The organism is Clostridium sp. SGI.024 (genome assembly GCF_050315195.1).
Taxonomy (GTDB): domain Bacteria; phylum Bacillota; class Clostridia; order Clostridiales; family Clostridiaceae; genus Clostridium.
Genome location: NZ_JBNPON010000021.1, coordinates 40603 through 48535 on the forward strand (window position 1 = coordinate 40603; position 7933 = coordinate 48535).

At 29.2% G+C, this 7933-nt stretch carries 4 protein-coding genes; 1 reads left to right on the top strand and 3 read right to left on the bottom strand.

Going from position 1 to position 7933, the window contains the following annotated elements; all coding sequences use genetic code 11:
* Positions 1 to 114 precede the first annotated feature (114 nt).
* Both ACQRD5_RS08100 and ACQRD5_RS08105 read right to left on the bottom strand, forming a co-directional pair.
* Entirely contained in the window at positions 115 to 3390 is a 3276-nt protein-coding gene (locus ACQRD5_RS08100; RefSeq protein ID WP_291626515.1) for a glucosaminidase domain-containing protein, read from the bottom strand.
* 201 nt (positions 3391 to 3591) lie between these two features.
* Positions 3592 to 5850: an N-acetylmuramoyl-L-alanine amidase gene (locus tag ACQRD5_RS08105; protein ID WP_291626513.1), complete on the bottom strand. Its 2259-nt coding sequence runs from the start codon at positions 5848 to 5850 to the stop codon at positions 3592 to 3594.
* 154 nt (positions 5851 to 6004) lie between these two features.
* Here ACQRD5_RS08105 and ACQRD5_RS08110 point away from each other — a divergent pair, with 154 nt between their 5' ends.
* The gene (locus ACQRD5_RS08110; RefSeq protein WP_291626511.1) at positions 6005 to 7000 is read left to right on the top strand and encodes an LCP family protein; all 996 of its coding nucleotides are present in this window, start codon (positions 6005 to 6007) and stop codon (positions 6998 to 7000) included.
* A gap of 56 nt (positions 7001 to 7056) precedes the next feature.
* On the opposite strand, the gene ACQRD5_RS08115 is transcribed toward ACQRD5_RS08110, so the two are convergent.
* On the bottom strand, positions 7057 to 7933 hold an 877-nt coding region (locus tag ACQRD5_RS08115; RefSeq protein WP_427746678.1), incomplete at its 5' end, for a glycosyltransferase.

Sequence of the window (7933 nt, forward strand, 5' to 3'; positions counted from 1 at the left end):
TAACATTTATCATTTGTATTAATTTTATAATATCACTATACTATTTTAATATAAAAAAGTCTATAATCCAAAATTTAATAAAAGGATAAAGAGTAAACTCTTTATCCTTTTTAGTTATTCCTTAACAATTCTAATTTCAATGGCTTCTATTTGTTTATTCTTTCCTGTTGTTCCTGCAAGTTGTCCGTCTCTAACCCAATCTTGCCAACCTATATCTTGTACATGTGCTCTATATTCAACATGATACCCTGATGGTACTCCTGTTAATTTTATTTCAATAGCTTCAACTTGTTTATTCTTTCCTGTTGTTCCTGAAAGCTCCCCATTGCTAACCCAATCTTGCCAGCCTAAATCTTGTACATGGGTTCTATAGGTTACTCCTACTCCTGAAAGTCCACTATTTACTCTAATTTTAATAGCTTCAACTTGTTTATTCTTTCCTGTTGTTCCTGATAAAGCACCATTTGAAACTTCTTGCAACCAGTCCATATCTTGTACATGAGTGTTATATAGAACATCAATACCGTCATCTTTAACAACTTTAATTTCAATAGCTTCAATTTTCTTATTCTTTCCTGTTGTTCCTGCAAGTTGTCCGTCTCTAACCCAATCTTGCCAACCTATATCTTGTACATGTACCCTATATTCAATATGATATCCATTTGGTGCTCCTGTCAATTCTATTTTAATAGCTTCAATCTTCTTCATTGGATTAATTGAACCATTAACTTCATCATTAGAAGACCAATCTAACCATCCTATATCTTGAACATGTGTTTTATATTTAACACCAACTCCTGGTATTTCTGTATTAACATTTATTTTCATACCATACATAGGTCTATTTTCACCTGTTGTTCCCGAAGTTAATCCATTATTAACATAATTTTGCCACCCATGTTGAGAAACATAAGAGCTATATCCTACAGATATATTCGTAGAATCAATAATTTTAATTTCAATAGCTTCTACTTTCTTATTTTGCCCAGTTGTTCCTGCTATTCCACCATTTACTTGCCATGGTTGCCAACCTATATCTTGCACATGAGTTCTATAAATAATTGTCTTACCTTCAGGTAAACCAGAGGCTTCAATTTGTATAGCTTCTATATTTTTAGCCTTACCAACTGTTCCTGCTATTTGACCACTTGAAACCCAATTTTGCCATCCTATATCTTGTACATGAGCTCTATATTTTATAGTAGCAGTTGATGGCATATTTTCAAGATTAATAATCAAAGCCTCTAAGCCTAAATTTCTACCAGTTGTTCCAGCAGTTTCACCATTGCTAGCCAAACTTCCCCATCCGTCTTTTGCAACATGTGCACTATATGATATTCCTGTTATAGGTACTGAGTTTAATATTTTAACAGAATCTGTTTCAATATATCCTTTTATATTCCAATCATAAGTTCCTATAAACTCACTTCCTCCTGTTGAAGGTAGTGCAGTTGTTCTATCTGGATTTATAGAATAAGATTCTCTTCCACCTATATTATACTTTGTAAGTGAATTTAATACTACAGGCGTTCCAACATAAGTAGAATTATAATCTAATGAACTAGATACTGCATATAATGTTTGTCCAGATGAATCTAAAACCTTAGTTGGTTTAATAAACATACCTAATATATTACTATTATAGTCATTTAGACTTGAAACATTTCCTCCACTTAAATAGACATCATTAGAATAGGCATATGAAGCTGCTTTTTCACCCCAAAATGGGTCTGAAGCATACTTTACATTAGCACCTAAGCTCTTATTACCTAAGTAACCACCATAAAATCTATCATCTTGAGGATCTCCATATCCTTTTGAAATCCAATAATAGGCAAATTCATCAATACATTGTGCCACCGAACTAAATGCCTTAGCATCATTCGGATTAGAATCGTATGCCTCAAGTCCAAATATATTATTCTTCTGCAATGCTAATGTAGATAGTCCCCATGCTGATTCGTTAATTGCTATACCTAACATGGTGACAGCATTAACACCATACTTGTTTTGAGCATTTATAAATGCTTGTCCCGATCCTCTAAGCTTACTATTACTAGCTGTTTGGCTAGCTATAAAACTATCTAACTCAGAAGCTGTATAAACTGTTTTACTCCTAAAGGGAAGATACTGAAAATAAGAATAGTATGCTTCATTAGAATTTACTGCATTATTTTTATTTCCTACTTTTAAATCACTAATTAATGTATTTAAGTCTGTATAAAAATAGTTTCCATCATAACTATAATATTTTACACCTGTCTTCATAAAACTAGGTGCTACACCTATTCTTCTTTTATTTCCCTTTCCTGCTGTAGTTATATCTATTGATATCCAATGATATAACTCTCCATTAATATTTTCATAATAGCTTGGATTTTTAACATTATTTAATGGAACAATTATCATATCATACTCTTGTGCTGATGTATCTTTATTAATCCATCCTGTATATCCAGCTACTTGAACTTTAGCTGCTGTTCCTACATCTTCAATGACAGGAACATCATCCACATACCCTTGATTAATATATGTATAAGCTCTACTTTTACTAGAATCTCTGTATACATATGTTACCTTATCTGATCCATAATATGGATAACCACCAATATGTTTTAATATTCTTCCCATAGCATTAGTAGAGTATACCATCACACCATTGCTATCTACTACTGAAGGAATTGCACTTGAAACACTTTTAGCTTTCAAAGTAGATGAATTTGCTTTCTCTATTGCTTCCTCTATAGTTTCAGCTGAATCTGCATATTGATAAACTCCATCTCCCATAGATAATACTACTTCAAAATTTGAATCAGTCTTTTTCACTAAGTACTCAATATTTTCTAGTGCATTCATATCCTCTGCATATTCTTCTTTAGAATAATAATAATTAGTATCTAATTGAGAAGTAGCCAATCTGGCTGGCATAGCTGAAGTATTACTTCTTGGTTTTTTAACTGTTTCGTAAACTTCACCAAATTCTACAGGGATGTCCTTTTCTTCCTTATCCTCTAGGTTTTTATATGTAGCTTCTTCTTTAATATTTATATTTTCATTTGAAAAATTCTCTGATTCTATTAAAATACTTTCTTCTGTTGTATCTTTATACTTTTCATTTAGAATCTCTTCTAATTCATTTGGATTATCTAATCCACTTTCACCTAAGTTTTTTTCTGAGTCTACATTAGAATTATTTTGTTTATTCTCCTGTTTTTCATTATCTTTTTTTTCTAATTCCTCATTATCATTTGCTTTCTCAGTATTCTTTATCTCTTGGCTTATAACAGTATTGCTGTTATTATCTACAGTAGTTGCACTAACTGGTATACCCGGTAAAAGAACCTGTCCAATTATAAATAATAAGCTCAACGTAAACGATAATTTTTTCAATATTTTCTCCCCCTTAATCACAACTTTAAGCCATTAAAAGTTCTACTTGAAAAGGGTAATTTAATTGAAATATAAAATTGTATTATAATTTAGGTACATTTAGATTCTATCATAGGAAAATTATATAGTAAACATAATATCTACTATACTTCAGCAAAAAAAGTCAATATATATCAAAATCATATATATTGACTTTATTATTTAATTTATTAACTTTATAACTTCATCAGCAATTACCTCTGCCATTTTTTGTTGATTACCTAAATCAACAAGTTTTTTGACTTCTTCATAATTAGTTATAAATCCACATTCTATTAAAACTGACGCCATAATAGTATTCTTTACAACATAGAAATCATCATCTTTTGCTCCTCTATTATTACTTCCAATATAGCTAGATAATGACCTTGAAATATTTTCTGCTAACTGCCTACTTATATCTATTTTATTGCTATTAGCATTTCCATTATTAGGCTTTGCAGAACTATAATATACCTCTACCCCTTTTGCTTCTGCATAAGTAGAAGCATTCTGGTGTATACTAATAAATAATTCTGCATCACTTGAATTTGCTATATTAACTCTTTTTTCAAGACTTTTCCTCATATCTATAGTTTCTCTCTCATTAGGATTTCTAGTTAATACTATATTAAACCCCTTACTTTCAAGAGTATTCTTTAGCTTCATAGCAATTTGCATATTTATATCTCTTTCAATATATGTTGTACCATAATGTGTTGCATAAGCTCCATCATCTCCACCAAAATTATGACCTGGATCTATAACGATTGTTCTTAAATTATCTTCATCAAACTTTATTTCTATAGCCTCTATTGGTTTTGATTGACCAGTAGTTCCTGCCACTTCGCCTTCAGACTTCCATTCTTGCCATCCTATATCTCTTATATGAACCCTATACTTTAACTTATAACCCTTAATAGGAACTTCCTGCTTTATCTGAATAGCTTCTATCGGCTTAGATCTTCCTGTTGTTCCTGCCACCTCGCTATTTGATACCCATTCTTGCCATCCTATATCTTGTATATGTGCTTTGTATAAAATACCACTATTTAAATTTCCAACCTTATAATCTATTTTTATAGCTTCAATTGATAAAGCTCTTCCTGTTGTTCCTGCCATTTCACCATTAGAAACATTATTTTGCCATCCTATATCTCTAACATGGGTTTGATATGAAACATACGGAATAGAATTATTGTCCTTAATTTTCACTTGAATACCAGTAATTATATCTCCATTACTACTAGCAGTTTGTCCATCTTGCTTCCATTCATTCCATCCAGTATTTTTTGTTCTTATCCTATATTCAATAGTATATCTATCTGGAGCGTTATTAAGAGCTATTTCAATTTGTTCTATAGGTAAATTTCTACCTTCAGTTCCACTAATTTCACCACTAGACTTCCATTCTTGCCATCCTGTATTTCTAATATAGGATCTATATCTTATTATTGATTCTTGTCCTTTATTTAAAATCAACTTGAATGCTTCAACCTGAGTATCTATAGTACTACCAGAAGTTACTCCATCTAAACTCCAATCAGTCCAACCTTCGTTAGATACATGTGTTTGGTATTTTAGTTCACTAATATTTTGCTTTTCAACAAGTTTTATTTCGATAGCTTCTATAGGTTTTGCTTTACCAGTAGTTCCTGCTAACTCACCATTACTTTTCCATTCTTGCCATCCTATATCCCTAATATGAACTCTATACATAATATCATATGAAGTATTATTTCCTTCAAGTTTTATTTCGATAGCTTCTATTGATAATGCTTTACCCGTAGTTCCTGTCATTGTTCCATTTGATACCCATTCTTGCCATCCTATTTTGCTTACATTGGATCTATAATTTAAACTTACTCCTTCTTGTAAACCTTCTAATTTAATATTTAAAGCTTCTATTGGTAAAGACTTTCCTGTTGTTCCTGCTGTTAATCCATTTGATACCCATTCTTGCCATCCTATATTACTTACATGGGCTTGATATCCCACTATATTTCCTCCCGATATTAAACTTCTAGAATTTTCACTGCTAATGCTTTGAGAGTTTTCATTTTCACTTTTATTAGCTGAATCAATATTAATGCTTGATTCTGTATTAATATTCTTATCAGATTCAATATTTTCTTCTAAATTATCTTCTGAAGAATTACCTACATCTTCATCTCTTTCTTCTTTATTTATCTCTTGTATAGTTTGATCAGTATTTTTAGCTTTTTCCCCATTTAATACTTCTTTTTTATTATCTATAGAAGTATTCTCATCTATAATCAAATAGTTACTGTTATCTAAGTTATCTTTAGTCTCTTTATTTTCAATTACGCTATTTAATATATCTGCTCTCACTATCTTTAAAGAATTCATATTAAATATTATGGTAAAGAAAATAAATGTTATAAGTAACATTACTATGTTTTTTCTAAATGTCTTAAACATTTTTCCCCTCCTTAAACAATATGTTTATTTAAATTATACATTATAATTGCTATCCTAATCAAATGTATTTATTACATTTTGATGTCATTTACTTTTAAAACTTTACACTACAATGTTAAGATGATAAAATTTTTAATTGGAGGGGAGTGTTGTTATGACAAAAACTAAGAAAAATAGCTCTACGAAAGTAAAAAAGAAAAAATCTCTAGGTTTTAAAATATTTATAGGTTTTCTATGTATCTTACTTGCTATATTAACTGTAGGTGGTGGATATGTTATAGGTTTAATAAATAAAATGGATAACGTTGAATTAAATAAGGATAACTTAGGAATTGTAGAAGAAGATTTAAAAGATTATGATAATGTAAATAAAATAAAAAATATAGCACTATTTGGTCTAGATTCAACTGATGGTGAAACTGGTCGTTCAGATGCTATTATGATAGCAACAGTAGATCCAATTCATAATAAAGTAAAGTTGACATCTATAATGAGAGATTCTTACGTTTATATTGATGGCTATGGAAATGATAAGATTAACCATGCTTATGCCTATGGTGGTCCTGAACTTTCAATTAAAACAATCAATGAAAACTTTGGATTAAATATAGAAGATTTCGTATCAGTTAACTTTTCATCATTACCAGTTATTATAAACATTCTAGGTGGTGTTGATATAGAAATTACCGAAGAAGAATTACAATATATAAATGACTATATAAACGATATTAATAATAGGGATGGAACAGCTTCACCTAACATTACTTATGCAGGTGTTCAACACTTAGATGGAACACAAGCCCTTGCTTATTCTAGAATAAGATATACTAGTGGAGGAGATTATAAGAGAACTGAAAGACAACGAACTGTGCTAGAAGCTTTATTTAACAAACTAACTTCTGCATCTGTAAGTTCTTATAATTCATTATTAAACAAAGTATTACCTTATGTTCAAACTAACTTAAATACAGGAGATATTCTTTCCTTAGGTACTAATGTATTAGGAATTGGAAATAATTTAGAACAAGATAGATTTCCTAGAGATGGCTATTGTGAAGGAGCTATGATAGATGGTGTATATTATTTAACCTTCGATATAGAAACCGCTAAACAACAAATGAGAGATTATATATTTAATGATATAAAGTAGAAATATACGTATCTAGTGTTGCATAAAACTCTAAGAAACACTAGATACGTATATTATTACCACTTTGATTTTTTACCATATATTTTTAGGACCCCATCTTTAATACCATAAAATAAATACTTTATTTTCTTAGGCTCAGCTAATAATATTTTTATGAAATCATATATTATCCTCATTATGAATGTAATTTTTTTATATTTTCTAAACATATATATTGAATTTCTAGAAATATAATATATAGCTTGATTACTATAATTATCATAAGTGAATTCTAATCCACAAAATATTCTTCTTTCTTTTTTACCTTCTTCATGGAAAAGTATTGCTTCTTTTACCATAAAAATTTCATATCTATGTTTACGAACATTAAAACAAAATTCTGTATCTACATAATAAATAAATAATTTTTCATTAAAAAATCCTATATCTTTAAATATAGATGCCTTAATCAATGAACCTGACTGTATTACATGTTCAACTTTTTTATAGCTTATATTCTCTTCTATGTTATAGTAGCTTCTATTTATAGATACATCTAAAATTTCAGGTGCTAATATACCTACTTTTTTCTTCTCTTCATCTAGCAGATTATTATAAAAATTTAACATTTTAGAAATCATATCTTTATCTAATATACTGTCATGATCCAAAGTCAATATCCAATCTGATTTATATTCTAACGCTCTCTTTATTCCAATATTAAGTGCTTTGGCTATTCCATAATTATCATAATTATAAATAATATCTATATTTTCTGTTTTTAAAAACTTATTTAATATATTTTTTGTTTTATCATTTGAACCATTATCTACTATTATTATTTGAGACACTTGTTTTTCTAAACTATCTATTACATTTATTATGTTTTCATCTGTATTATATGTAACTATTATACACGAAATAAATTCCTTCAATATTTTCACCTCAAAAATA